General features: G+C 74.2%; 17 protein-coding genes. 7 read left to right on the forward strand and 10 right to left on the reverse strand.

Annotation, left to right across the window (positions count from 1 at the left end):
- Positions 1 to 13 precede the first annotated feature (13 nt).
- A complete protein-coding gene (gene miaB / locus ACFVGO_RS27245; RefSeq protein ID WP_359907088.1) occupies positions 14 to 1,552 on the reverse strand; it encodes a tRNA (N6-isopentenyl adenosine(37)-C2)-methylthiotransferase MiaB in 1,539 nt (512 codons plus the stop codon).
- A 95-nt stretch (positions 1,553 to 1,647) separates the two neighbouring features.
- Here miaB and ACFVGO_RS27250 point away from each other — a divergent pair, with 95 nt between their 5' ends.
- Positions 1,648 to 2,667, forward strand: a complete 1,020-nt coding sequence (locus tag ACFVGO_RS27250) for a TAXI family TRAP transporter solute-binding subunit (protein WP_359907091.1) — start codon at positions 1,648 to 1,650, stop codon at positions 2,665 to 2,667.
- 77 nt (positions 2,668 to 2,744) lie between these two features.
- Here the strand turns inward: ACFVGO_RS27250 and ACFVGO_RS27255 are convergent, their stop codons facing one another.
- On the reverse strand, positions 2,745 to 4,169 hold the full coding sequence (locus tag ACFVGO_RS27255; RefSeq protein WP_359907094.1) for a HAMP domain-containing sensor histidine kinase: 1,425 nt from the start codon (positions 4,167 to 4,169) through the stop codon (positions 2,745 to 2,747).
- Positions 4,170 to 4,175: 6 nt separating this feature from the next.
- Entirely contained in the window at positions 4,176 to 4,934 is a 759-nt protein-coding gene (locus ACFVGO_RS27260; protein WP_359907097.1) for a response regulator transcription factor, read from the reverse strand.
- A 391-nt stretch (positions 4,935 to 5,325) separates the two neighbouring features.
- Between ACFVGO_RS27260 and ACFVGO_RS27265 the strand changes: the two genes are divergently transcribed.
- The 5 genes from ACFVGO_RS27265 to ACFVGO_RS27285 all read left to right on the forward strand — a co-directional run bounded on the left by ACFVGO_RS27265 (position 5,326) and on the right by ACFVGO_RS27285 (position 10,595).
- Positions 5,326 to 6,099 (forward strand): amino acid ABC transporter ATP-binding protein, encoded by a 774-nt coding sequence (locus ACFVGO_RS27265; protein WP_359907100.1) that lies wholly within the window; start codon positions 5,326 to 5,328, stop codon positions 6,097 to 6,099.
- Positions 6,100 to 6,214: 115 nt separating this feature from the next.
- Positions 6,215 to 7,120 (forward strand): glutamate ABC transporter substrate-binding protein, encoded by a 906-nt coding sequence (locus ACFVGO_RS27270; RefSeq protein WP_359907103.1) that lies wholly within the window; start codon positions 6,215 to 6,217, stop codon positions 7,118 to 7,120.
- Positions 7,121 to 7,172: 52 nt separating this feature from the next.
- Complete coding sequence (locus tag ACFVGO_RS27275) at positions 7,173 to 7,823, forward strand: amino acid ABC transporter permease (RefSeq protein ID WP_359907105.1); 651 nt, start codon at positions 7,173 to 7,175, stop codon at positions 7,821 to 7,823.
- Between the two features lie 73 nt (positions 7,824 to 7,896).
- The gene (locus ACFVGO_RS27280) at positions 7,897 to 8,745 is read left to right on the forward strand and encodes an amino acid ABC transporter permease (protein ID WP_359907108.1); all 849 of its coding nucleotides are present in this window, start codon (positions 7,897 to 7,899) and stop codon (positions 8,743 to 8,745) included.
- Between the two features lie 122 nt (positions 8,746 to 8,867).
- The gene (locus tag ACFVGO_RS27285) at positions 8,868 to 10,595 is read left to right on the forward strand and encodes an FAD-dependent monooxygenase (RefSeq protein ID WP_359907111.1); all 1,728 of its coding nucleotides are present in this window, start codon (positions 8,868 to 8,870) and stop codon (positions 10,593 to 10,595) included.
- A 76-nt stretch (positions 10,596 to 10,671) separates the two neighbouring features.
- Here ACFVGO_RS27285 and rny read toward each other — a convergent pair whose 3' ends face one another.
- The 7 genes from rny to ACFVGO_RS27320 all read right to left on the reverse strand — a co-directional run bounded on the left by rny (position 10,672) and on the right by ACFVGO_RS27320 (position 18,369).
- Positions 10,672 to 12,141: a ribonuclease Y gene (gene rny, locus ACFVGO_RS27290; protein ID WP_359907114.1), complete on the reverse strand. Its 1,470-nt coding sequence runs from the start codon at positions 12,139 to 12,141 to the stop codon at positions 10,672 to 10,674.
- A gap of 134 nt (positions 12,142 to 12,275) precedes the next feature.
- The gene (locus tag ACFVGO_RS27295; RefSeq protein WP_380634573.1) at positions 12,276 to 13,283 is read right to left on the reverse strand and encodes a regulatory protein RecX; all 1,008 of its coding nucleotides are present in this window, start codon (positions 13,281 to 13,283) and stop codon (positions 12,276 to 12,278) included.
- Between the two features lie 4 nt (positions 13,284 to 13,287).
- Positions 13,288 to 14,415: a recombinase RecA gene (gene recA, locus ACFVGO_RS27300; RefSeq protein WP_380540197.1), complete on the reverse strand. Its 1,128-nt coding sequence runs from the start codon at positions 14,413 to 14,415 to the stop codon at positions 13,288 to 13,290.
- A gap of 196 nt (positions 14,416 to 14,611) precedes the next feature.
- Positions 14,612 to 15,838, reverse strand: coding sequence for an AI-2E family transporter (locus ACFVGO_RS27305; protein ID WP_380352592.1), 1,227 nt, complete (start codon positions 15,836 to 15,838; stop codon positions 14,612 to 14,614).
- Between the two features lie 37 nt (positions 15,839 to 15,875).
- Positions 15,876 to 16,070 (reverse strand): DUF3046 domain-containing protein, encoded by a 195-nt coding sequence (locus ACFVGO_RS27310; protein ID WP_359907122.1) that lies wholly within the window; start codon positions 16,068 to 16,070, stop codon positions 15,876 to 15,878.
- Positions 16,067 to 16,657 (reverse strand): GNAT family N-acetyltransferase, encoded by a 591-nt coding sequence (locus tag ACFVGO_RS27315; protein WP_359907125.1) that lies wholly within the window; start codon positions 16,655 to 16,657, stop codon positions 16,067 to 16,069. Before ACFVGO_RS27315 ends, ACFVGO_RS27310 begins: the two co-directional genes overlap by 4 nt.
- Before the next feature lie 113 nt (positions 16,658 to 16,770).
- Positions 16,771 to 18,369 carry a S8 family serine peptidase gene (locus tag ACFVGO_RS27320; RefSeq protein WP_380634577.1) on the reverse strand — a complete coding sequence of 533 codons (1,599 nt, stop codon included), beginning with the start codon at positions 18,367 to 18,369 and terminating at the stop codon, positions 16,771 to 16,773.
- A 212-nt stretch (positions 18,370 to 18,581) separates the two neighbouring features.
- Here ACFVGO_RS27320 and ACFVGO_RS27325 point away from each other — a divergent pair, with 212 nt between their 5' ends.
- The gene (locus ACFVGO_RS27325) at positions 18,582 to 23,291 is read left to right on the forward strand and encodes an ATP-dependent helicase (protein ID WP_380352589.1); all 4,710 of its coding nucleotides are present in this window, start codon (positions 18,582 to 18,584) and stop codon (positions 23,289 to 23,291) included.
- The last annotated feature ends 69 nt before the right edge of the window (positions 23,292 to 23,360 follow it).

A 23,360-nucleotide genomic window follows, 5' to 3' on the forward strand; every position in this document is an offset into this window, starting at 1 on the left:
GAACACCCGCGGGTCAGTCGCCGCAGCAGGCCCCGCCCGCCGGCGCGGCCAGCGGCAGCTCGGCCGGGGCGCCGATCTTCGGCAGGCCGAGCATCACTCCGGCCGGCTTGGCGGCGGGCGCGGCCCGGCGCTTCTCCCAGGCGTCGCCGGCGCGGGTGCGGCGCACCGCGAGCGCCGGGCCCTCGGCGAGCAGGTGGTGCGGGGCGGCGTAGGTGATCTCGACGGTCACCACGTCGCCGGGGCGCACCGGCTCGTCCGGCTTCGTGCTGTGCTCGTCGTCCACCCCTCGGAGCCTCGGGTTGAAGTGCACCAGCCGGTTGTCGGGGGCGCGGCCGGAGAGCCGCCGGGTCTGATCGTCCTTCTTGCCCTCGCCCTCGGCGACCAGGACGTCCAGGGTGCGGCCGACCTGCTTCTTGTTCTCCTCCCAGGAGATCTCCTCCTGGAGGGCGATCAGCCGGTCGTAGCGGGCCTGGACGACCTCCTTCGGCACCTGGTCCGCCATGTCCGCGGCGGGGGTGCCGGGGCGCTTGGAGTACTGGAAGGTGAAGGCGTTGGTGAAGCGGGCCTCGCGGACGGTGTGCATCGTCTCCTCGAAGTCCTCCTCGGTCTCACCGGGGAAGCCCACGATGATGTCGGTGGAGATGGCCGCGTCCGGCATCGCCTCGCGGACCTTGCGGATGATCCCGAGGAAACGGTCCTGCCGGTAGGAGCGGCGCATCGCCTTGAGGACGCGGTCCGAGCCGGACTGCAGCGGCATGTGCAGCTGGTGCATCACGCTCGGGGTCTCGGCCATCGCGGCGATCACGTCGTCGGTGAAGTCGCGGGGGTGCGGCGAGGTGAAGCGGATCCGCTCCAGGCCCTCGATCTGCCCGGCGGCGCGCAGCAGCTTGGAGAAGGCCTCGCGGTCGCCCAGGTCGGAGCCGTAGGCGTTGACGTTCTGGCCGAGCAGGGTCACCTCGATGACGCCCTCGTCCACCAGCGCCTCGATCTCGGCGAGGACGTCGCCGGGGCGGCGGTCCTCCTCCTTGCCGCGCAGCGCGGGGACGATGCAGAAGGTGCAGGTGTTGTTGCAGCCGACCGAGATGGCGACCCAGGCGGCGTACGCGGACTCGCGGCGGGTCGGCAGGGTGGAGGGGAAGGTCTCCAGCGACTCCAGGATCTCGACCTGGGCCCTGCGCTCGACCGCGGCCCGCTCCAGCAGCGCCGGCAGGTGGCCGATGTTGTGGGTGCCGAAGACCACGTCGACCCACGGGGCGCGCTTGACGATGCTCTCGCGGTCCTTCTGGGCCAGGCAGCCGCCGACGGCGATCTGCATGCCCTTGTGACGGGTCTTGACCGGCGCGAGCTGGCCGAGGTTGCCGTACAGCTTGTTGTCGGCGTTCTCGCGCACCGCGCAGGTGTTGAACACCACCAGGTCCGGGTCGCCCTCGGGCCCGGCCTTGACGTACCCCGCGTCCTCCAGCAGGCCGGACAGCCGCTCGGAGTCGTGGACGTTCATCTGACAGCCGTGCGTGACGACCTTGTAGCTCTTCAATCCGCTCTCACCGCTCACCAGACCAGGGTACGGGCAGCGGCGAAGGGCTTTTCCCTGAGCTTCCACCACCCGTTCCACTCCCGTTCGGCCTGAGCGCCTGGCAGTATCCCTGCATGACCCCCACCACTGCGTCCCGTCTCGGCGCCGCCGTCCGCACCGCGGCCCGGAGCCCGCTGTGGCGCACGGTGCTGGTGGTGGTACTGCTGGTGGCCGGGTTCGGCGGCTGGTGGCTGTCGGCGGGCCGCTCGCCCGGGTACCCGCGCGGCGAGGTCCGCTTCGCCACCGGGGTGCAGCGCGGCGTCTACGACCGGTACGGGCAGCTGCTCCAGGCCCACGTCTCCCGGACCATGCCCGGGGTGCGGCTGGCCCTGGACAACTCCGAGGGCTCGATCGACAACCTCACCCGGGTGATCAGAGGCCGGGACGCCTTCGCGATAGCCACCGCCGACGCGGTCGCCGACTACCAGGGCCAGGGCAAGGAGAAGCTGCGGGCCATCGCCCGGCTGTACGACGACTACCTGCAGCTGATCGTCCCGGCCTCCTCCCCGGTGCGCCGCACCGCCGACCTCAAGGGCCTGCGGGTCGGCGTCGGCCTGCCGCAGTCCGGGGTGAACCTGGTGACCAAGCGGCTGCTGGGCGCGGCCGGCCTGGACCCGGACCACGACATCGTCCCGGTGCCGAAGGGGATCGGCGAGGCCGCCGACGACCTGCGCGCGGGCCGGCTGGACGCCTTCTTCTGGTCCGGCGGCCTGCCCACCAGCGCGCTCACCGACCTCTCCGACCACTTCCCGATCCGTGTCGTGCCGCTGAGCGACCTCGCCGAGGCCCTGCACAAGGCCGAGGGCGGCGGCACCGACGCCTACCGGGCGGCCACCATGCCCAAGGGGACGTACCCGAACGCCGAGCCCAAGGACGCCGTCGCCACGGTGGCCGTGCCGAACCTGCTCATCACCCTGGACGACGCGGACCCGCGCCTGGTCGAGGGCATGACCCGCGCGGTGATCGACAGCCGGGACCAGATCGGCGCCCAGGTGCACGCGGCCCAGCTGGTCGACCTGCGCACCGCCGTCTACACCGACCCGCTCCCGCTGCACACCGGCGCGGCCCGCTACTACCGCTCGGTGAAGCCGTAGGGCGCGACCACCGACCGCTGACGCCGCGGGGCGCGGCCGCCGCCCGGTGAAGCCGTAAGGCGCAGGGCCTGCCCCGGCTACTTCTCCGGCCGGGGCACCGCCAGCGTCACCGCGAGCCCGGTCGGCCTGACCGGCGCGAAGCCGAGCGTGCCGCCGCCGGCCGCCAGCAGGGTGCGGGCGATGGACAGCCCGAGCCCCGAACCGTCCACGTTCTGGTGCCGCGTGCTGCGCCAGAACCGGTCCCCGGCCCGGGACAGCTCGTCCTCGGTGAGACCGGGCCCGGCGTCGGTGACGGTCACCGCGACCTCGTCCCGCCGCACCGCCACCCGCAGCCGCACCTCGCTGCCGGCCGGGCTGAACTTGAGCGCGTTGTCCACCACGGCGTCCAGGGCCGAGCCGAAGCCGATCGGGTCGGCCATCCCGATCGCCAGCGCCGGGCCGTCCCAGCGCAGCCCGATCCCGCGCTGCTCGGCCACCGGCCGCCAGGCGTCCACCCGGGACAGGGTGAGCTCGGCGAGGTCGGTGCGCTCCGGTTCGGGGCGGGCGTGCTCGGCGGTGGCCAGGCCGAGCAGGTCGTCCAGCACCCTGGCCAGCCGGGCGCCTTCCTCCCGTACGCCGCTGAGCTCCTCCTCGTGGCCCTCGGGCAGTTCCAGGCCGAGCAGCTCGACCCGCAGCAGCAGCGCCGACAGCGGGTTGCGCAGCTGGTGGGAGGCGTCCGCGACGAAGGCCTTCTGCTGGTCCATGGCGAGCACCACGTGGTCCGCCATCTCGTTGAACGAGCGGGCCAGCCGCTGGAGTTCGGGCGGTCCGCCGCCCGGGGCGACCCGGGCGGCCATCCGGCCGGTGGCGATGTCGTGGGTGGCCCGGTCCAGGGTGCGCACCGGGCGCAGCACCCACTCGGTGAGCCGGACGGCGAGCAGCACGGCGACGATCATCGCGGCGGCCTCGCCCGTGCCGATCACCAGCCACTTGTGCACCACCCGGGTGCGCAGCGCCTCGGCCGGGGATTCGCTGAGCACCACCGCGACCACGTCGCCGTCGCGCACCACGGGGGCGGCGACGGTGATCGTCCGGTCCGGCGTCCACGGCCAGACCTGCGGCGGGTTGTGGCTGCGCCGCCCGTCCAGCGCCTCCTGGAAGGCCTGGGCGCCCCAGCCCCCGGAGGGCACCCGCCAGTCGTCCGGGGCGACGGCGAGCGGAATGCCGTCGCGCTGGAAGATGCCCAGGCGCACGCCGTACAGGTCGTGGTAGCGGCGGACCTCGGCCTCGATCGCGCGCTGCCGGCTGCCGTCGCCCGGGGCGGGTTCCGGGTCGCCCTTGCGGGCGGAGTCGGCGGCGCCGGAGGTGGGCAGGTCCTGGGCGAGGCGGGCGGCGTCGTCGAGCCGGTCGACGACCACCTTGGTCTGTTCGGCCGCCGCGACCGCCGCCGCGAGCGGCAGCCCCAGGGCGGCCAGGACGCAGAGCATGAGGGCGATCAGGATGCCGAGCAGGCGGGTGCGCACGTGCGGTCAGTGCTCCGCGGGGGCGCTCGGGGCCGGTTCGGCCGCGGCGGGCGTGGGGCAGTCGGGGATCAGCCGGTAGCCGACCCCGCGCACGGCCTCGACCAGGCCGGGCAGCGCCAGCTTGTTGCGCAGCGAGCCGATGTGCACCTCCAGGGTGCGCCCGTTGCCCTCCCAGCCGCTGCGCCAGACCTCGCTGAAGATCTGCTCGCGCCGGTAGACGACGCCGGGGCTCTGCGCGAGCAGTGCGAGCAGGTCGAACTCCTTGCGGGTGAGCGGCACGTCGCGGCCGTCCACGCTGACCCGGCGGCGCTCCCGGTCGATCCGGATGCCTCGGGACTCCAGCGGGCCGCGCTGCTGCGGCACGGTGTCGGGCGCGGACACCGCCACCGCGGCGGGGGCGGCGCCGCGGCGGGCCACGGCGTGGATGCGGGCGAGCAGCTCGCCCATGTCGTACGGCTTGGTGACGTAGTCGTCGGCGCCCAGGTTGAGGCCGTGGATCCGGGAGCGGACGTCGGCGCGGGCGGTGACCATGATCACCGGCACGCCGCTGCCGGCCCTGATCCGGCTGCACACCTCGAAGCCGTCGCGGTCGGGCAGTCCGAGGTCGAGCAGCACCACGCGGTACGGCTCGTTGCCGTCCGGCACCAGGGCGTCCAGCGCCTCGTGCCCGCTGCGGGCGTGCCGGACCTGGAAGCCGTGCCGGCCCAGCACCGCGACCAGCGCGGCGGCCACGCGTTCGTCGTCCTCGACGAGCAGCAGTCGCATCCTGTCCTCCTCCTTCCCCCACGTGATCACCGATGATCACCGGGCCGATCGTTCAGGTCCCGGTCCTGCGCAGTATGGGCCAGCGAACGGCCCGGCGCCAGGTTCGACCGCGCACCGGGCCCGGGGGGAACGGGGAGCACCGGAGCGGATTCCCGCTGTGACATGCCCCGTCGGCGCCCGCGCGAACAGCGTGCGAGCGCCGTGTGGCCGTTTCGTGATCCTCAAGTTCCGCTCAGATCGGCTGACGGCGCGCGGTCATGGCTCCTAAGGTCGGCCCACCGGGGGCCGCGGCTCCGCCGGCCTCGGCCCCCGGATCCGTACCACCATTGCCTGTCAAGGGAGTTGAGACTTCTCGGACAGGCGTGATTCGACGACAGAGGGAGCAGGCGCGATGACCGAGAGCCCGGTCGAGGACTCCACCCCCGCAGCCGCCCCACTGGTCGTGCTGAGCAACGTCAACAAGCACTACGGCGCGCTGCACGTCCTGCAGGACATCGACCTCCGGATCGCCCAGGGCGAGGTGGTCGTGCTGATCGGCCCGTCCGGCTCGGGCAAGTCGACGCTCTGCCGGACGATCAACCGGCTGGAGACGATCGACTCCGGCGCGATCACGATCGACGGCCGGCCGCTGCCCGACGAGGGCAAGGAACTGGCCCGGCTGCGCGCCGAGGTCGGCATGGTGTTCCAGAGCTTCAACCTGTTCGCGCACAAGACCGTGCTGGAGAACGTGGTCATCGGCCAGGTGAAGGTGCGCAAGGTGCCCCGCCCGCAGGCCGAGAAGACCGCCCGGGAGCTGCTGGAGCGGGTCGGCGTCGGCGCGCAGGCGGACAAGTTCCCGGCCCAGCTCTCCGGCGGCCAGCAGCAGCGCGTGGCGATCGCCCGCGCGCTGGCGATGAAGCCCAAGGTGATGCTCTTCGACGAGCCCACCTCGGCGCTGGACCCGGAGATGGTCAACGAGGTGCTGGAGGTCATGCGCCAGCTCGCCGCGGACGGCATGACGATGGTCGTGGTCACCCACGAGATGGGCTTCGCCCGCTCCGCCGCCAACCGGGTCCTGTTCATGGCCGACGGGAAGATCGTCGAGCAGAACACCCCGGACGCGTTCTTCACCGCGCCGCGCTCCGAGCGCGCCAAGGACTTCCTCTCGAAGATCCTCCACCACTGACGCTTCGAGACCGGCGGGACCGCCCCCGGCCGCAGTGCCGGCCCGCCCCGCCCGTGCACGCCTTCCAGACGCCAGAGCCCGGTTGACACCGCGGCCCAGCCCCAGGAGAACCCTCATGAGGACGTCCCGCACCCTCGCCGTCGCGCTCTGTGCCGTCGCGCTCACCGCCACCGCCGCCTGCGGCAAGGACGGCACCCCCGGCGCCACCGCCGCGAGCAGCGGCGCCGGCGCCCCGAAGCTGCCGAGCTACACGGTCAAGACCGACGTCAAGGTGGACTCCGCGGTCCTCGCCGAGGCCAAGAAGCGCGGCCAGCTGATCATCGGCGCCAAGGCCGACCAGCCGAACCTCGGCTGGGAGGACGTCGCCAGCGGCGACCGCAGCGGCTTCGACATCGAGATCGCCAAGATGATCGCCGCCGACCTCGGCTTCACCCCGCAGCAGATCAAGTGGCAGACCCTGGTCTCCTCGCAGCGCGAGCCGGCCATCGCCAAGGGCCAGATCGACTTCTACGTCGGCACCTACAGCATCAACGACGAGCGCAAGAAGAGCGTCTCCTTCGCCGGCCCGTACTACATCGCCGGCCAGGACCTGCTGGTGAAGGCCGACAACACCACGATCACCGGCCCGGAGAGCACCGGCGGCAAGAACGTCTGCACCGCCACCGGCTCGACCTCGATCAAGAACATCCAGCAGTACAACCCGAAGGTCACCCAGTTCGACACCTACTCGGCCTGCGTCGAGAAGCTGCTGTCCGGCGAGGTCGACGCGGTCACCACCGACGACGCGATCCTCAAGGGCTACGCCTCCAAGTACAGCCCCAAGCTCAAGGTGGTCGGCAAGCCGTTCACCAAGGAGAACTACGGCGTCGGCCTCAACAAGGACGACAAGGCGCTGCGCGACGCGATCAGCGACGCCCTCAAGGCCCACGAGGACAACGGCGACTGGAAGAAGGCCTACGACGCGACCCTGGGCGCCTCCGGCTCCCCGGCGCCGGACGTCCCGGCCCTCGAGCGCTACTGATCCGCCCGCCGTACGTCGACTCCCGACCATGAACTGAGAGGAGGGCCGCCGGATGGGGTTCCTGTTCGAGGACGACAACTTCGCGTTGTTCCGCGACGGCTTCCTACAGACGATCGAGGTGAGCGCGCTCAGCGCTCTTCTCGCCCTGCTGCTGGGCACCCTGCTGGCGGCCTTCCGGGTCTCCCCGGTGCCGGTCCTGCGCGCCTTCGGCACCGCCTGGGTGACGCTCTTCCGCAACACCCCGCTGACGCTGCTGTTCTTCGCCGTCACCTTCGGCCTGCCGCCGCTGGGCGTGCACTTCAGCCACCTGGCGTTCGCGGTGCTGGCGCTCGGCGGGTACACCGCCTCGTTCGTCTGCGAGGTCATCCGCTCCGGCATCAACACCGTGCCGCTGGGCCAGGCGGAGGCCGCCCGCAGCCTGGGCATGACCTTCGGCCAGACCCTCACCCTGGTCGTCCTGCCGCAGGCCGCCCGGACCGTCCTGGGCCCGATGAGCAGCGTGTTCATCGCCCTGCCCAGGAACTCGGCGATCGCCGGCGCGTTCAGCGTCCCCGAGCTGTACAGCGCCCAGCAGACCTTCTCCGAGCGCGGCTACTCGATCTTCGCCATCTTCTTCTGGGTGGCCTGCGCCTACCTGCTGATCAGCGCCACGGTCGCCACGTTCTTCCGCTTCCTGGAATCCCGACTGGCGGTGGCCCGATGAGTGAGCGCAGCGAGCGAACGATCAAGTGGTGCGCGTGGGCGAAGGCCCCTGCCGAGCGCAGCGAGGTGGGCGCATGAGCGTTCTGAACCGTCAGGCGTCGGCGAGTGTCCTCTACGACACCCCCGGCCCGAAGGCCCGTACCCGGTACCGCGTGTTCGGCGTCCTCTCGGTGCTCGGCATCGCCGGTCTCCTCTGGTACGTCTTCAGCGCGCTGAACGACAACGGCCAGTTCGACGCCGGCCTCTGGGACGCCTTCCAGTACACCTTCGTCCAGCAGCAGATCGTGGACGGCCTGCTGTCCACCCTGGAGGCCTTCGGGCTCGCGGCAGCCTTCTCGCTCACTCTGGGCGCGCTGCTGGCGGCCGGTCAGCTCTCCGACCACCGGCCGGTCCGCTGGTTCTGCACGGCCTTCACCCAGTTCTTCCGGGCGATGCCGCTGCTGATCCTGATCGTCGGGCTCTACTACGCCTTCTTCGCCCAGCAGCCGATGTGGGCGCTGGTGCTCGGCCTCAGCCTCTACAACGGGGCGGTCCAGGCCGAGATCATCCGCAGCGGCGTCAACGCCGTCCCGCGCGGCCAGGGCGAGGCGGCGTACGGGCTCGGCATGCGCAAGACCCAGGTGATGATGTCGATCCTGGTGCCGCAGGCCGTCCGCTCGATGCTGCCCTCGATGATCGGCCAGCTGGTCGTCACCCTCAAGGACACCTCGCTCGGCTTCGTCATCACCTACAGCGAACTGTTGTTCATGGGCAAGAAGATCGCCAGCCAGCCGATCAACGCCGCGGGCTTCCCCTACATCCCCGTGGTGCTCGTGATCGGCCCGATCTACATCGTGATGTGCCTTCTGTTGACCGCGCTCGCACGCTGGATCGAAGCACGTGGCCGTCGCGGCGCGAACCGGCGCACTTCAGCTTCTGCTTGACGGACACGCAGGTGAACTGTTGCATTGCTCTTCGTGACACCTCCCGGGAGCATCCACGCGGCATATGCGGCAGCGGTAACTGACGCCGGCCGATCGGCCGGTTCGCGCCCGGAGGTTCCCTCATGGACCCGGTGATCGTGGTCGGGGCCGGACCGGTCGGTCTGGCCCTGGCCCTCGCCCTGGCCCGGCACGAGGTACCCACCGTCGTCCTGGACGAGGGCTCCGGGCTCTGTCCCGAGGGCCCGCGCAGCCTCGTGCTCGGCGCCGACACCGCCGCCTTCCTGACCCGGATCGGCTACCCGCGGGCCGCCTCGGACTCCGCGCTGTGGGACTCCTTCGCCGTCTGGCGCCGCCGCCAGGAGGTGCTGCGGATCGACCTCACCGATTCGCCCACCTACCACCTGCCCCAGCACCGCCTCCAGCGCGGGCTGCGCGACGCCCTCACCGGCACCCCGCTGATCAAGCTGGTCCCGCTCAACCGGGTCGTCGAACTCGAACAGGACCGGGACGGCGTCAGCATCCGCACCACGGGCACCCAGGACGGCTCCACCACCTGGTGGCGCGGCAGCCACCTGGTCGGCTGCGACGGCGCCAGATCCACCGTCCGCAAGCTCCTGAAGATCCGTTTCCCCGGCCGCCCGGCGGTCGACCGCAACGCCATCGCCACCGTCCGGGTCGACCTGCCCTTCGACGGCGCCCGCCTGCACCGCGAGCCCCCGTGGCGGGGCGACCGCGAGGCCTCCGCCCGTCCGCTGCCGGACGGCGTCTGGCGGCTCGACTGGCGACTGCCCCCCGGCCGGCCCGCCGCCACCGAGACGGTCGACCCGCACGCCACCTGGCCCGGCATCGTCACCGGCGACACCCTGCTCACCCGGGTCACCTCCACCCTCACCGGCTGGTGCGGCGAGCTGCCCCGCTTCGAACTGCTGGCCGCCGCCGACCACACCGCCCAGCAGCGGCTCGCCGCCCGCTTCCGGATCGGCCGCTGCTTCCTGGCCGGCGACGCCGCCCACCTGCACGGCGCCCTCGGCATGCAGAACCTCCCGGACGGGCTGCGCGACGCCGACAACCTCGCCTGGCGGCTGGCCCTCGCCTGGCACCTCCACTCCGGCGGCCCGCAGCCCGGCGGATCGCTGCTGGACGGCTACGAGGCCGAGCGGCGCGGGGCGGTCGGCGCCCGGCTGCGCGCGGTCGACCAGTCCATGCCGCTGCTGCGCCCGCTGCGCGGCTGGCAGCAGACCCGGCGCTCGCTGCTGGTCGGCGGCTTCCGCAAGCACGCCCCGCTGCTCGCCGACGGCCAGCTCGGCACCGGCCGGTTCGGCGGCGCGCCCGCCTACCCGGCGGCGCCCTCCGGCGTCCCCGGCCGGGTCCCGGTGCAGCGCGGCGCGCGCGGCACCACCTCGCTCAGCGAGCTGCTGCCCGCCACCGCCCCCGGGGTGCTCGTCCCGGACCTGCCGGTGCTCGCCGACGACGGCACCCCCGACCACCTGCACGCCCGGCTCGGCACCACCTTCCTGCTGCTGCTGGTCGCCCCCGGCACCGCCGTCTGGTCCTCCGAGCACTGGCTCGGCGCCGGCCTGATGCCCCGCCTCGCCGAGGTCGCCGCCGCGCTGCCCGTCCCCGCCGAGGTGCTGGTCACCGAGGACTACCCGGGCGCCGGCCCGCACACCGTCCTGCTGATCCGCCCGGACGGCCACCTCGTCGGCGTCACCCAGGGCGCCGTCGCCGAGGACCTCCTCGCCCTCGCCGACCGCGCCCGCGGCGGCCCGGCCACGCTCACCCCGGCCCCCGACCCGGCCGAGCAGCCCGAGCCCCGCGAGGTGGACTCCCCGAGCCAGGGCGTGTCCTGACGGGTCCCGGCGGGACGGCCCAGGCAAGTCCCCTTGCAGGTCCTGGCAGGTCTGGCAGGTCTCCTGGCGGGCCCTCCTAGCCGGCCACCGCCGTGGCCCGGCTCTCGCGGACCACCGTCACCCGGATCCGGCCCGGGTAGGTCAGCTCGGTGGAGAACTGGCGGGCGACCTCACGGGCGATCAGCTCCGCGCCCAGGTCGTCCACCGCGTCCGGGCGGACCATCACCCGGACCTCACGGCCGGCCTGCATCGCGTACACCTCGGCCACGCCCTGGTGCGAGCGCGCGATCTCCTCCAGCCGCGCCAGCCGCCGCACGTACAGCTCCAGCGACTCCTTGCGGGCGCCCGGCCGACCGCCCGAGCAGCCGTCCGCGGCCTGGGTCAGCACGGCCGTCACCGTCCGGGGATCGACCTCGTTGTGGTGGGCGGCGATCGCGTGCACCACCTCGGGGGACTCGCCGTACCGCCGGGCGAGCTCCGCGCCCACCGCCGCGTGGCTGCCCTCCGACTCATGGGTGAGCGCCTTGCCGATGTCGTGCAGCAGCGCCGCGCGCCGCACCGGCTCCGGGTCCACCCCGAGCTCGGCGGCCATCATCCCTGCCAGGTGCGCGGACTCCAGCAGGTGCCCGAGCACGTTCTGCCCGTACGACGCCCGGTAGCGCAACGAGCCCAGGGTACGGACGAGTTCGGGGTGCATCGCGCCGACCCGGGCGTCCAGCAGGGCGTCCTCGCCGGCCCGGACGCAGCGCTGCCCGACCTCCTCCCGGCTGCGCTCGTGCAGGTGCTCGATCCGGGTCGGGTGGATCCGGCCGTCCTCGACCAGCTGCTCCAGGGTGAGCCGGGCGGTCTCCCGGCGGACCGGGTCGAAGCAGGACAGCTGCACCGACTCGGGGGTGTCGTCGACGATCAGGTTCACGCCGGTGACCGCCTCGAAGGCCCGGATGTTGCGGCCCTCCCGACCGATGATCCGGCCCTTGATGTCCTCGTTCGGCAGCGGCAGGACGGTGACGGCGCTCTCCATCGTCTGCTCCGTCGCCAGCCGCTGGATCGCCCCGGCGACGATGTCCCGGGCCCGGCGCTCGCCCTCCTCCTTGGCCTCGCGCTCGATCTCCCGGACGGTGACCGCGGCCTCCCGCCGGACCGACTCCTCGGCCTCCCGCAGGAGTTCGGCGCGGGCCTGCTCGGCGGAGAGCCCGGCGGCCCGCTCCAGCGCCGCCACCCGGCGGGCGACCAGCGCCTCGGACTCGCTCCGGGACCGCTCCAACTCGGTCGAGCGCTCCGCCAGTTCGTCCTCGCGGCGGCGCAGCCTGCGCAGTTCCTCGGCCATGTCCTGCTCGCGCCGGGCGAGTTCGGCCCGCTGCCCGGCGCTCTGCTCCTCGGCCCGCCGACGGGCCCGCTCGGCCTCGGCCAGCGCGCTGTGCCGGGCCGCCCGGAGCCGCCTGATCACCAGCCCGGCGGCCACCGCGAACACCAGCAGCAGGAACGCGGCCGATCCGGCGACCGCCACCAGCGAGCCGCCCGGGCCGGTGCCCGCCGAGATCCCCATGTGCCGCCCACTCCCCCGTCGCCGCGCGGGCCGCCGTACGGAGGCGCCCCGGGAACTGATGGCGAGGCTAGGTGGGGGTCATGAAAGGGTCAAGGGTTGACCTGGTTCACTCCAGGACGCCTACAGAACTGCCACTACTCCCGACCCGACAGTTCACTCCGCTCCTCCTCCAGCGCACTGCGCACCACCCGGAACGCCAGTCCCTCGGAGTAGCCGCGCCGGGCCAGCATCCCGACCAGCCGCCGGGTGCGCACCTGTGCGTCCAGCCCCCGGGTGGAGCGCAGCCTGCGCTCCACCAGCGCCCGGGCCGCGTCCGTCTCGTCGTCGTGGTCGACCTGGGCGACGGCCTGCTCGACCAGGTCGGCGGCGACGCCCTTGGTGCGCAGCTCCTGGGTCAGCGCCCGCCGGGACAGGCCCCGGACGGCGTGCCGGGACTCCACCCAGGCCGCGGCGAAGGCCGCGTCGTCGATCAGCCCGACCTCTTCGAGCCGGGTGAGCACCTCGTCGGCGACCTCGTCCGGGATCTCCCGCTTGCGCAGGGCGTCGGCGAGCTGCTTGCGGGTCTTGGCGGCGCCGGTCAGCAGCCGCAGGCAGATGTCCCGCGCGCGGGTCTCCGGATCGACCGACTCCTCGGCCTGCTTCCGGGAGGCACGGCCGGTGCCCTCCTCCCCGGACGGCCCGGCCGCGGAACGGCCCCGACGGGCGCCGCGACGGGAGGCCGAGGCGGCCGCACCCCCGTGACCGGCCGCCTCGCCTCCGCCCCGGCCGCTCTCCGCGGCCGCCGGTGCCGAAGCGGGCCCCGCCGCTTCGAGTTCCTCGGCCTCCAGGGCCGAGCGCCGTCGTCGACGGCCGGTGGGCAGCTCGGAGGCGGAGACCAGGCCGAGCGCCTCGACCGATGCTTCCGCCGGCTCCGGCCCGGGCGCCGCGCCGCGCACCGCCCGGTCCGGAGCCAGGTCGAACTCCGGCTCGGGGCCGGATGCCCACTGCGTGGTGGAGCGGCGGTCGCGCCGGGAGGACCGCCGCCCGGGCCTCTCGGCCGCCGGCTCCGGTTCCTCCGCGACCGCGGCGAACCAGTCCGGCGGGCCGTAGTCGTCGTCCTCCGGGCCCGCCGGGCCGCCGCCCACCGTGTCGTACTGCGTCAACGGATCAGGCCTTGGCCGCCGCCGTCTTCTTCGCCGCGGCCGTCTTGGTGGCGGTCGCGGTGATCGGCTTGGCGGCGCCGTCGGCGGCGGGAGCAGCAGCAGCAGCGTCGGCCCCGCCCTCGGCCGGCTCCTCCACCTTCGGGCCGATGCCGAGCTTGCCCTTGATCTTCCGCTCGATCTCGTCGGCGAGCTGCGGGTTGTCCCGCAGGAAGTTGCGGGCGTTCTCCTTGCCCTGGCCGAGCTGGTCGCCCTCGTAGGTGTACCAGGCGCCCGACTTGCGGATGAAGCCGTGCTCCACGCCCATGTCGATCAGGCCGCCCTCGCGGCTGATGCCCACGCCGTAGAGGATGTCGAACTCGGCCTGCTTGAACGGCGCGGCGACCTTGTTCTTGACCACCTTGACGCGGGTGCGGTTGCCGACCGCCTCGGTGCCGTCCTTCAGGGTCTCGATCCGGCGGATGTCGAGGCGGACCGAGGCGTAGAACTTCAGCGCCCGGCCACCCGTCGTGGTTTCCGGCGAACCGAACATCACGCCGATCTTCTCGCGCAGCTGGTTGATGAAGATCGCGGTGGTGTTCGACTGGTTCAGCGCACCGGCGATCTTGCGCAGCGCCTGGCTCATCAGTCGGGCCTGCAGACCGACGTGCGAGTCGCCCATCTCGCCCTCGATCTCGGCGCGCGGCACGAGCGCCGCGACCGAGTCGATGATCACCAGGTCGATCGCGCCGGAGCGGATCAGCATGTCGGTGATCTCCAGCGCCTGCTCACCGGTGTCCGGCTGGCTGACCAGCAGGGCGTCGGTGTCCACGCCGAGCTTCTTGGCGTACTCCGGGTCGAGCGCGTGCTCCGCGTCGACGAACGCGACCGTGCCGCCGGCCTTCTGGGCGTTGGCGGCCAGGTGCAGGGTCAGGGTGGTCTTGCCGGAGGACTCGGGGCCGTAGATCTCGACCACCCGGCCGCGCGGGATGCCGCCGACCCCGAGGGCGACGTCCAGGGCGGTGGACCCGGTGGAGATCACCTCGACCGGCTCGTTGGCCTTCTCGCCGAGGCGCATCACCGAGCCCTTGCCGAACTGCCGCTCGATCTGGGCGAGAGCGGTCTCCAGGGCCTTCTCGCGGTCCGTACCTGCCATGGCTTTTTCCCTCGGGTTCTGTGCTGTGCGCTTCATCGTCCTCGACGCTAGCGCGTCCCACTGACAAACGGGCTCGATCGGGCTCGGCCTGTGGAAAACTCCTCGCCGGAGAGTACAAAGAACATCTGTTCGATTCAAGCGTCGCACGTCCGGGCCGTGGCGCCCCCGGGACACCCCCCGGGGGCGGCGCCCCGGGTCACTCCCCGCGCCTCGTCCCGTCCCCGCCGACCATCCGGCGCAGCCGCCGGGCCGCCTCCCGGCGCAGCTCCCGCCGCGCCCGCCGCTGCTCGCCCCGGTCGATCCGCGGATCGGTGGCCACCTCGTACCGCCGCACGTACGTCCCCACGAAGCCCTGGAGCGTGGCCGCCGCCGGGATCGCGATCACCGCGCCGACCGCGCCGAGCAGCGCCGCGCCCGCGATCACCGAGCCGAAGGCCACCGCCGGGTGCACGTCCACCGTCCGCGCGGTGATCCGCGGCTGCAGCAGGTAGTTCTCGACCTGCTGGTAGACCACCACGAAGACCAGCACCCAGAGCGCGTCCACCGGCTCCACCGTCAGCGCCACCAGCACCGGCAGCGTCCCGGCCAGGTACGTCCCGAGGGTCGGCACGAACTGCGACATGACGCCGACCCAGACCGCCAGCGCCGCCGCGTACGGCAGGTTCAGCAGTTCGAACATCACCCAGTGCCCGGCGGCCGACACCACCGCGAGCAGCGCCCGGGAGTACAGGTAGCCGCCGGTCTTGGCGAGCGCGATCTCCCAGGCCCGCAGCACCTCGCCCTGCTTGGCGGGCGGCAGCATCGAACAGACCGTCCGGCGCACCCGCGGGCCCTCGGCGGTGAAGTAGAAGGTGAACAGCCCGACCGTGAAGGCCTGGAAGAGCCCGCCGATCACGGTGGACGAGACGCCCCAGACGTTGTCGGCGGCCTGCTGGACGTAGTTCTCGATGGTGCCGGAGTCCTTGAGCAACCGATTCTGCAACTCGCCCAGCGAGAGGTCCTGGTGGAAGGTCCGGTTGATCCAGCCGATCAGATTGTCGACCAGGTGCGGAAGGTCCCCCGCGATCTTCGCCACCTGGTCGACCAGCAGCGTGCCGAGCGCGGCGAGGAAGCCCACCACCGCGGCCCCGACCGCCACGAACACCAGGAAGGTCCCCACCCCCCGGCGCACCCCCCGCGCCGCCATCCGGTCCACGGCCGGCTCCAGCGCCAGCGACAGGAAGAACGACACCAGCAGCATCACGAACAGGTCGATCAGCTGCCGGAACGCCCAGTCGGCGAGCTGGAACACCCCCACCAGCACCAGGAACAGCACCATCGCCCGCGGCAGCCAGCGCGGCATCCCGCCGCCCCAGAGCCCCCCGCCCACCGGAGCGCCCTCGGCGCTCCGGTCCGAATTCTTCTGCTCTGCGCTATTTGTCACCCGAACAGTCTGTCCCATGCCGCCCGGAGGCCGGCACTCAGCGCAGCACGCCGGAGACGCCCTGGGTGTCGCAGACCACGCGCCAGACGTCCTTGGCCTCCCAGCCCGACTCCAGCGCCTGGCGCACCGTCCGCCCGCCCAGCTCGCTCATCACGTGGTCGGTCGCGAACGACTCCGCGTACGACTCCCCGAAGTGCGCGTACATCCGTCGCCAGAAATCCGTCAGCCTCATGCCCCGATTATCCCGGACCGCGCCCGCCAGTCCCCGGCCGTCAGCGCGTACTCGACCTCACCGTGCTCACTGCCCGGGATCGTCTCCGGGTAGTCCTCGCGGAACGTACGGACGTACGACAGCCCGCTCTTCTCCATCACCCGCCGCGAGCCCGCGTTCACCGTCATGGTGTACGCCACCACCCGCTCCACCCCCAGCTCCATGAACCCGCGCCGGACCAGCGCCCGCGCTCCCTCCGTCGCGTACCCGCGCCCCCACGCGGCCCGCCGCAGGCGGTACCCGAGCTCGACCTCCCCGCGCTCCCCCTCCCGCGTCGGCCGGAACTCGAACCACCCCAGGAACGCCCCGCCCGCCCGCTCCTCGGCCGCCCACCAGCCGAGGTCGCCGTACCGCCGGTAGTGCTCCAGGTACTGCGGCAACAACTCCTCCTCGACCCACTCCCGCGGGCTCGGGCGCCCCCCGGTGAGGAAGCGCATCACCGCGGGGTCCCCGTCCAGCTCCACGAGCCGGTCCGCGTCCGCCGCCGTGAAGCGCCGCAGCACCAGCCGCTCGGTCGTCAGGAACACCGCCGCGTCCGATTCACCCATGCCCCGATCCTCACCCCCGTCCCGCCGCCCCGTCACCTGCTTTTCCCCGCCCCCACCACCCGACGGGCGCGCGGGGCGCGGCCCGCGCGCCCGCAACGGAATCCGCGCCCCCGTCACCGGGGCAGCGCCAGCAGCCCCGCACCGAAGTACTGCCGCTCCCCGCAGCCGAACACCCCCGCGGGACACCCCGGTGCCGCCGCCCCCGCCAGCACCCCCGCCAGCCCGTCCGCCCCCAGTTCCGGACGCAGGGCCGCCACCACCGCCACCGCCCCGGTCACGTGCGCGGCCGCCATCGAGGTCCCCGCCAGCGCGGCGTACCGCCCGTCCGGCCAGTCGGAGACGATCGCGCCCTGCGGCCCGCCGTCCGGGTCGCCCCCCGGCGCGGCCAGCGAGACCCGTCCGCGCCCGTAGTTGGAGTAGCCCGCCGGGTGCCCGTCCCGGTTGACCGCGGTGACGGTGACCACCCCGGGAAGCTCGCCGGGCAGCCGCACGCACTCGGTGCCCAGGTGGCGGACGGGCGCCGGCCCCGAGAGCCGGTCGTTGGGGCTCCGGTCGTCGGTCCGCCCGGCGCCGAGGTCCTGCCCGTCGTTGCCCGCCGAGGCGACCACCACCGCCCCCTTCCGCCGGGCGTACCCGACGGCCCGCCCGACGGCCGCGGTCAGTGCGGCCTGGTCCCGGTCCTCGGGGCAGTTGTACTTCCACGGGTCGGCGAAGTAGCTGTTGTTGATCGCCCTGGCCCCGTGGTCGGCGGCCCAGAGCATGCCGCAGACGACGTTCTCGGCGTAGTACTGCCCGAGCGGCCCGAGCAGCCGGACGGCGGCGATCCGTACGCCCGGCGCGACCCCGGTGACGCCGTGGCCGTCCCGGGTGGCGCCCACGATCCCGGCGACGTGCGTGCCGTGGCCGCTCTCGACCACCCCGGGGTCCGGCCGCCAGGCGCCGGTCCGGGCGTCGGGCCGGCCGTCCGCGCAGGAGGCGGAGGCCTTGGGGTCGACGGCGGCACGCAGGTCCGGGTGGGTGTCGTCGACGCCGGAGTCCAGCACGGCGACCAGCACCTTGTGCAGCACGTCGGCGCCCGGCACCGCAGCCCCGGCCGGCGCCGGACCCCCGCCCCGCACCGCGCCTGCGGCCGGCGGCGCGCCACCGGACACCGCCGAGGCATCGCCCGCCCGGACGCCGGCGCCCCCGACCATGGCGAGGTTCCAGGCGCCCGCCTCCCCCGGATCGGGCACCGTCACGGTCCCGGAGTCCGCCCGGTCACCACCGCGCGGAAGGACGTCCCCGCTCCGGCCCGTCCCGGCCGCCGGCCGCGCGCCGGTGCCCGCCGAGAAGTCGCCCGCCCCCGCCACCGCCCGCGGCGGCGCGACCACCGGCGCGGTCCTGGTCGCCCCGACGGCGGCGATCCCGGGCCGGGCCCGCACCCGGTCGGCGAACGGGCCGGGCGCGTACACCAGCGCGGCCCCGATCTGCGGGTACTCCTGGACCACCTGCCCGCCCACGGCCCGGCTCTCCGTTCCGGCCCGGGCCGCGCCGGCGGCGTCCTCGCCCTCGGCCAGCACCAGGTAGCTGAGGTACGCCCGCCCCGATCCGGACACGTACGGGACGGCGCCACCCACCACGAGCGCCGTGAGCAGCATCGCGAGCAGCGCCCGGGCGGGCCCGCCGACCCGGCGGCGCCGGACGGTCCTGCCCGACGGGTGCACCTGCGCCATCGCACGGTCTCCGCTCGTCGGTCCGGTGGGTCACGGCTGGATCAAGCATCCGATTCCTCACCATATGAGCGGATTGTTGTTTCTGCTCCCCGGCTTGCACCCCTCCCCGCACCCCTCCCCCGCACCTCCCGCCCGTCCCCTCCCGAACCGCCCTCCCGGTCCCCCGTCCCGGCCCACCTCCACTTGTCGGTCCCACCCGGCACCATGGGGGCATGGCGCCCCCGCACCCGACCCCGCCCGCCGACGACCCCCTGGCCGGTTTCGCCCCGGCCACCCGGGCCTGGTTCACCGGCGCCTTCTCCGCTCCCACCGCCGCCCAGTCCGAGGCCTGGCGGGCCATCCGGCGGGAGACGGACGTCCTGGTGGTCGCCCCCACCGGCTCCGGCAAGACGCTGGCCGCCTTCCTCTCCGCCCTCGACCGCCTCAGCACCACCCCGCCCCCCGCCGAGCCCAGGCGCCGCTGCCGGGTCCTCTACGTCTCGCCGCTCAAGGCGCTCGCGGTGGACGTCGAACGGAACCTGCGCGCCCCGCTGGCCGGCCTGCGCCAGGCCGCCGTCCGGCTCGGCCTGCCCGAACCGGAGGTCCAGGTCGCCATCCGCTCCGGCGACACCCCGGCCGCCGACCGCCGCCGCTTCGCGACCCACCCGCCGGACATCCTGATCACCACCCCCGAGTCGCTGTTCCTGCTGCTCACCTCCGCCTCCCGGGAGGCCCTGCGCGGCGTGGACACGGTGATCCTGGACGAGGTGCACGCGGTCGCCGGCACCAAGCGCGGCGCGCACCTCGCGCTCAGCCTGGAGCGGCTGGACGAGCTGCTGGACCGCCCGGCCCGCCGGATCGGCCTGTCCGCGACGGTCCGCCCGGTCGAGGAGGTGGCCCGCTTCCTGAGCCCCCGGCGCGGCGCCGCCGTGGTCCAGCCCGCCTCCGAGAAGGAGTTCGACCTCTCGGTGGTCGTCCCCGTCCCCGACCTGGACGACCTGCCCGCCGCCCCGGCCACCGGCGGCTCCGCCGGCACCGACCCGCAGCGGCAGGCGTCGATCTGGCCGCACGTCGAGGAGCGGATCGTCGACCTGGTCGAGGCGCACCGCTCGACCATCGTCTTCGCCAACTCCCGCCGGCTGGCCGAGCGGCTGTGCAACCGGCTGAACGAGATCGCCTACGAGCGCGCCACCGGCACCGCCGTCCCCGGGGCGCACGCCCCGGCCGAGCTGATGGGCGGCTCGGGCGCGGCCAAGGGCGCGCCCCCGGTGATCGCCCGGGCCCACCACGGCTCCGTCTCCAAGGAGCAGCGGTCGCTCGTCGAGGAGGAGTTGAAGGCCGGCCGGCTGCCCGCCGTGGTCGCCACCTCCAGCCTGGAGCTGGGCATCGACATGGGCGCCGTCGAGCTGGTCGTCCAGGTCGAGTCCCCGCCCTCGGTCGCCTCCGGCCTGCAGCGGGTCGGCCGGGCCGGCCACCAGGTCGGCGCCGTCTCCACCGGTGTCTTCTTCCCCAAGTACCGGGGGGACCTCGTGCAGTCCGCCGTGGTCACCGAGCGGATGCGGGCCGGCCGGATCGAGTCGCTGCGCATCCCGCGCAACCCGCTGGACGTGCTCGCCCAGCAGCTGGTCGCGATGACGGCCCTGGACGCCTGGCCGGTGGACGAGCTGCTCGCCGTGGTCCGCCGCGCCGCCCCCTTCGCCACCCTCCCGCAGTCCGCGTTCGACGCCGTGCTCGACATGCTGGCCGGCCGCTACCCCTCGGACGCCTTCGCCGAGCTGCGCCCCCGCCTGGTGTGGGACCGGGTGGCCGGCACGGTGACCGGCCGCCCCGGCGCCCAGCGGCTGGCCGTCACCTCCGGCGGCACCATCCCCGACCGCGGACTGTTCGGCGTCTTCATCGCCGGCACCACCGCGTCCGATTCGAAGGCGGGGAAGAAGGGCGGTGGCGGGCGACGGGTGGGCGAACTCGACGAGGAGATGGTCTACGAGTCCCGCGTCGGCGACGTGTTCACCCTCGGCACCACCTCCTGGCGGATCGAGGAGATCACCCACGACAAGGTGCTGGTCACCCCGGCTCCCGGCGTCCCCGGCCGGCTCCCGTTCTGGAAGGGCGACACCCTCGGCCGTCCGCTCGAACTCGGCCGCGCCCTCGGCGCCTTCACCCGCGAACTGGGCGCCCTCCGGCCCGAGGCCGCCACCGCGCGCCTCCAGCAGGCCGGCCTGGACGACTGGGCGGCCGCCAACCTGCTGGACTACCTGGCCGAGCAGCGCGCCGCCTGCGGCCACCTCCCGGACGACCGCACCATCGTGGTCGAGCGCTTCCGGGACGAGCTCGGCGACTGGCGGATCGTCATCCACTCCCCCTTCGGCGCCCAGGTGCACGCCCCCTGGGCGCTCGCCCTCGGCGCCCGGCTGCGCGAGAAGCACGGCCTGGACCCGCAGGTCATGCACGCCGACGACGGCATCGTGCTGCGCCTGCCCGACGCCGACCTGCTGGCCGCCGACTTCGACTTCGGCGGCCCCCCGGAGCAGACGGTCCCGGACGAGGCGCCGGTCGGCGCCGACGCCGCCCTGTTCGACCCCGGCGAGATCGAGCAGCTGGTCACCGACCAGGTCGGCGGCTCCGCCCTGTTCGCCTCCCGCTTCCGGGAGTGCGCCGGCCGCGCCCTGCTGCTCCCCCGCCGCAGCCCCGGCCGCCGCACCCCGCTCTGGCAGCAGCGCCAGCGCGCCGCCCAGCTGCTCGAAGTCGCCTCCGAGTACGGCTCGTTCCCGATCGTCCTGGAGGCCGTCCGGGAGTGCCTGCAGGACGTGTTCGACGTCCCCGGCCTGGTCGAGCTGATGGGCGATCTGGAGTCCCGCGCCGTCCGCCTGGTCGAGGTCACCACCCCGGAACCCTCGCCCTTCGCCCGCTCGCTGCTGTTCGGCTACGTCGCCCAGTTCCTCTACGAGGGCGACACCCCGCTCGCCGAGCGCCGTGCCGCCGCCCTCTCGCTCGACTCCCGGCTGCTGTCCGAACTCCTCGGCCAGGCCGAACTGAGCGAACTGCTCGACCCGCAGGTGCTCACCGAGCTGGAGGCCGAGCTCCAGCGCCTCACCCCCGAGCGCCGGATCAAGGACGCCGAGGGTGTCGCCGACGCCCTGCGCCTGCTCGGCCCGCTCACCGAGGCCGAGTTGACGCTCCGCGGCGCCGATCCGCTCTGGGCCCTGGAGCTGGAGGCGGCCCGCCGGGTGATCCAGGTCCGGATCGCCGGCGAGCAGCGCTGGACGGCGATCGAGGACGCCGGACGGCTGCGCGACGCGCTGGGCACGCCGCTGCCGGTGGGTGTCCCGGAGGCCTTCACCGAACCGGTCAAGGATCCGCTGGGCGATCTGATCGCCCGCCACGCCCGCACCCACGGCCCGTTCACCGCCGCGGAGGCCGCCGCCCGCTACGGCCTGGGCGGCGCCGTGGTCGCCGGCACCCTGCACCGCCTGACCGCCGCCGGCCGGCTGGTCCAGGGCCGCTTCAGGCCCTCCGAGAGCCACACCGCCCCCGAGTGGTGCGACGCCGAGGTGCTGCGCCGGCTGCGCCGCCGCTCGCTGGCGGCCCTGCGCCAGGAGGTCGAGCCGGTCCCGCCGCGCGCCCTGGCCGCCTTCCTGCCGCAGTGGCAGCACCTGTCCGGCCACCGGCTGCGCGGCCCGGACGGCCTGCTGCGGGTGGTCGAGCAGCTCCAGGGCACCGCCCTGCCCGCCTCCGCGCTGGAGAAGCTGATCCTCCCGGCCCGGCTCACCGACTACTCCCCCGGTCTGCTGGACGAGCTGATGGCGGCCGGCGAGGTCGGCTGGTGCGGGGCCGGCGCGCTGCCCGGCAAGGACGGCTGGCTCAGCCTGCACCTCGCCGAGAACGCCCACCTGCTGCGCCCCGAGCCCGTTCCGCCCGCGCTCACCCCGGTGCACAGCGCCCTGATGTCCGCGCTGGCCGGCGGCTACGGCCTGTTCTTCCGCCAGCTCGTCCAGCAGCTGCCGGAGGAGACCGCCGAGGCGGAGATCGTCGAGGCGCTCTGGGACCTGGTCTGGGCCGGTCACGTCACCAACGACACCCTCGCCCCGCTGCGCGCCCTGCTCGGCTCCGGCCGGACGGCGGGCGCCACCGCCCACCGCGCGCCGAGGTCCACCCCGCGCGGCCGCTACGGCGGCGCCGGCCGCGCCTTCGGCCGGGTCGGCGGCGCCCTGCGCAGCGGCCCGCCGACGGTGGCCGGCCGGTGGTCGCTGCTGCCCGCCTTCGCCGCCGACCCGACGGTCCGGGCCACCGCCCGGGCGCAGAGCCTGCTGGACCGGCACGGCCTGCTCACCCGGGGCACGGTGGCGGCCGAACGGGTGCCCGGCGGCTTCGCCGGCGTCTACCGGGTGCTCGCCGCGATGGAGGAGCGCGGCCGGGCCCGCCGGGGCTACTTCGTCGAGGGCCTGGGCGGCGCCCAGTTCGCCATGGAGGGCGCGGCGGACCGGCTGCGCTCGGTGAACGGCCGGCTGGAGCGGGCCCGGGCCGCCGAGTGGCCGGCCGCCCCGCTGGGTGAGCCGCCGCAGACGTTGGTGCTGGCGGCAGCGGACCCGGCCAACGCGTACGGCGCCGCCCTGCCCTGGCCCGAGCCGCCCACCGCCCCCGGCGGCAAGGAGTCCACCGCCCACCGCCCGGGGCGCAAGGCGGGCGCCCTGGTGGTCCTGGTGGACGGCGAGCCGGCGCTGTACGTCGAGCGCGGCGGCAAGTCCCTGCTGGCCTGGCCGCAGGACGGAGCCACCCTGGCGCTGGCGGCCGGGGCGCTCGCGGCCGCCGTCCGGGAGGGCGCGCTCGGCAGCGTGACGGTCGAGCGGGCCAACGGCGAGCCCGCCCTCGGCTCGGATCTCGGCCGCGCCCTGGAGGAGGCCGGCTTCCACGCCACCCCGCGCGGCCTGCGCCTGCGCCCCTGACCGCGCGGTTCCGGCCCCGCCGCGGGGACCGTGGGGGAACGCCGAAAGGCCGGAGGCCGCGGGGTCGGA

The sequence above is a fragment of the Kitasatospora sp. NPDC057738 genome (assembly GCF_042798815.1).
Taxonomy (GTDB): Bacteria; Actinomycetota; Actinomycetes; order Streptomycetales; family Streptomycetaceae; genus Kitasatospora; species Kitasatospora lactacystinica.